This window comes from Moorena sp. SIO3H5 (genome assembly GCF_010692395.1).
Lineage (GTDB): Bacteria > Cyanobacteriota > Cyanobacteriia > Cyanobacteriales > Coleofasciculaceae > Moorena.
On sequence record NZ_JAAHHS010000626.1, the window covers coordinates 1 to 3,068 of the forward strand.

General features: G+C 41.6%; 2 protein-coding genes and 1 pseudogene. 2 read left to right on the top strand and 1 reads right to left on the bottom strand.

The annotated features are described in order from the left end of the window. Nucleotides 1-146: 146 nt before the first annotated feature. Nucleotides 147-764, bottom strand: a complete 618-nt coding sequence (locus F6K52_RS34645; RefSeq protein WP_293089500.1) for a class I SAM-dependent methyltransferase — start codon at nt 762-764, stop codon at nt 147-149. A 323-nt stretch (nt 765-1,087) separates the two neighbouring features. Between F6K52_RS34645 and F6K52_RS34650 the strand changes: the two genes are divergently transcribed. After that, nucleotides 1,088-1,687, top strand: coding sequence for a rhomboid family intramembrane serine protease (locus F6K52_RS34650; protein WP_293089502.1), 600 nt, complete (start codon nt 1,088-1,090; stop codon nt 1,685-1,687). Between the two features lie 1,184 nt (nt 1,688-2,871). Next, nucleotides 2,872-3,068: pseudogene (locus F6K52_RS34655) on the top strand (serpin family protein); the annotation flags it as partial.

A 3,068-nucleotide genomic window follows, 5' to 3' on the forward strand; every position in this document is an offset into this window, starting at 1 on the left:
GCACGCTTCGCGAACAGCTATCAGCGAACAGCGATTAGCGAACGCTGCGCGAATATGTTTTTAATAAAACAGATAAGCATTGGAATAATGCTGAGTGACCTCAGCTGACGGCGGACCACTGACCGCTGAGGGCTGACCGCTTAATGCTAACAAGACTTCTGAGCCACACCCTTATACATATAACCCAGAATCTTAGGAAATTTTGGTTCATAAAACTCTTCTAACGTCAGAATCTGGAAATGGTTTTCAACCAGCTGCTTGATATTACGATTAAGATGGCAGCCATCCCCGATAATCTTTTGTACAGGGGTCAAGCGATTTTGCCAAACCTGAACCTTAGGCTCATCACTGATTCCATGCTCAATAAAAAAGAACTTTCCCCCTGGTTTTAGCACCCGATAAATTTCCTGTATAGCCTGATTTATTTTAGTAATACTGCACAAAGTCCAGGTGCTAACTACACTATCAAAGCTATGGTCAGCCATGGGTAAACTTTCGCCATTCAGTACCCTAAAATCAACAGTAATTTCCGAGTCATGAATACGTTTTTTTGCTAAAGATTCCATCCCATGATTAACATCAATAGTAGTAATTTTTTGCAGGTTATTGGGGTAATAACTTAAATTTAATCCTGTGCCAAAGCCAATTTCAAAGACTTCCCCAGACACCTGAGATAAAACCTCTTGACGATACTTGCTTAAGACCGAGTCAGACATAGCCCAGTCCATCAATCGGGGGAAAACCAACTCTGAATATAAACTCATGATCAAATTACATTAGGGTAACCTTGAATTGGCACTCATTATTAATTATATATATAGCAAGTCTTAATTAGTTAAGTTACAAAGTACTGGTTTTTAGGGAGTAGGGAGTAGGGAGTAGGGAAAAAATCCTGTGTACCTGATTACTATCAGAAACCCTATATAAATTATATAGCACTACCCATTTAGATGTTTGACATTCCTAAACTCCGAAACGTAAGTAATCCCTTACTTCTGACTTCTGACTTCTAACTTCTAACTTCTAACTTGCGCGTAGCGCTATAGTAGTAAACATATATATGAGCGTGCAGGCTACCGGGTGAAGTATGACAAGTATATTTGATTGGATTAATCAATTCCGAAATGCTTGGGGTGACAACTTCCAGGCGGTGGGTGATTTGGTTCTTTACGCCTGGATTATAAGTTTTGTTAATTTAGTCTTATGCGGGGGAGCACTGAACGAAAAATTTGGTATCCAACCCCGCAGCTGGCTTGGGCTAGTTGGTATTTTGTTTTCACCCTTCTTGCACAAAGACTGGAAACACTTGATCGGAAACACTATTCCGTTTGCGCTCCTTGGCTGTTGGGTATTGTTACGAGGAACCGATGATTTCTGGGTAGTGACCTTGGCGATAGTCTTGGTTGGTGGTTTGGCTGAATGGCTACTTGGTTCACCTAACACGGTCTCTTATGGCGCAAGTGGTCTAGTTTTTGGGTATGTAGCTTTTCTGATCGCACAGGGGTATTTAGAAGGTAACTCCCTGTTAGTCATAGGTTCTATCGCGATTGGTGGTGTCTATGGTTTTACACTCAGAGGTTTATTGCCTGGTGAAACAGGAATTTCCTGGCAAGGACATTTATTTGGCTTCCTGGCAGGTATGCTTGCAGCCAGCAATCTGGACACGTTTCGGAATATGTTTTTGTAAGCAAACATGGGGCTAAAGGTTAGACCACTAGAGTCAGCTTACCCTTGACTGGTTGAATGAGTAATATCAAGTCTGGTTGAATACCCATAATATCAGGGGAGTGGGGGAGATGGGGAAATGGGGAGATAGGGGAGGTTTTGATTAAGCGATGCAGCGCCTTCATGCGGGGGTTTCCCCCATGAGCGACTGCATCAAGACAGGGTAATTATCCTGAGATGATATAAGCACTCAGAGTATGTCTGGCTGGCAAACGGTGGATACCACGAGAATCACCATCACTTCCGCTTCATTCTAGTTGGAGCCAGAGGCTTACTGGTCAAGTACAGAACTTACGCACACAATCCATGGGTAGGGTGCCACCCTACAGGTAGCTAGTCGGAGCCAGAGGCTTACTGGTCAAGTAGTCTGGCTCCTAGCCGTAGTTCCGGTAAAAAAAATCCCCGCTAGCGGCCAGACTAACGGGGTGTGCTTTTCTCTTTGTGTTCTCAATTATTATTATTGGCCAATCAAGTATGATTTGGTGTTGGTGTAATGTCAATTTTTGGTGTGATTTCATATAAATTTTTATAAACTTGCTTATTTTGGTCGATCTAGTCAATCTGAGCATCAGGTGATCTCGATCAAAAAACTCCACTAGCCTGATACTAGTGGAGGCAGGGTGTGTTATTCGTCAACTTCATCGTAGATATCCGATGTTTGTGATCTGGTTCGCTTAATGTATGGTTTTGTGTTCGATTTAGTTGTTGCTCAGCAGGATCTGGAGTATAGTTTTTATTCATATTATTCTACCATAGCATTAAAATACTGTGGCTGTCAAGGGCAAAAAATCTCGAATATCAGTAAGTTATAGTAATAGTTGCCTAAACTTGAGTATAATTCTCTATGATACAAATAGCCTTTTGTGCAGCGCTTTCTGGTGAGGGATAACAGACCAACTTGAAAGATTAGAGGTATATAAGGGACAAAAAAAATACCGAAAAGTCCAGAAGTGTCGAGCCATTAAAACATTGACAACTTATAGAATCTTGATTCGGGAATCCTGACTGGGGAATCCTGACTTATAGATAAAGTTAGTTATGTCCAAATTAGGTTATTTATACTGGTATTTTTACTGTTAAGCACCACGATTATATTGTCATTACCCATTACGGATTACCCATTACCGGTAGCAAAAACCGTAACTAATGGAACTGAATTATCCTGAAATGGTCATAGTAGAACAGGGTATTAGCAACGGAGACGATCTGATGAACCATCAAATGCTTAGTCGTATAGCCACTGTTATGGCAGTCAGCATCCTGCTTACAGGTATATTGGGGTGTGTGTCGGAAAAAACCAATGCCCTTGACCCTCTGCCTAACTCCGAACCAACCAAAGAATA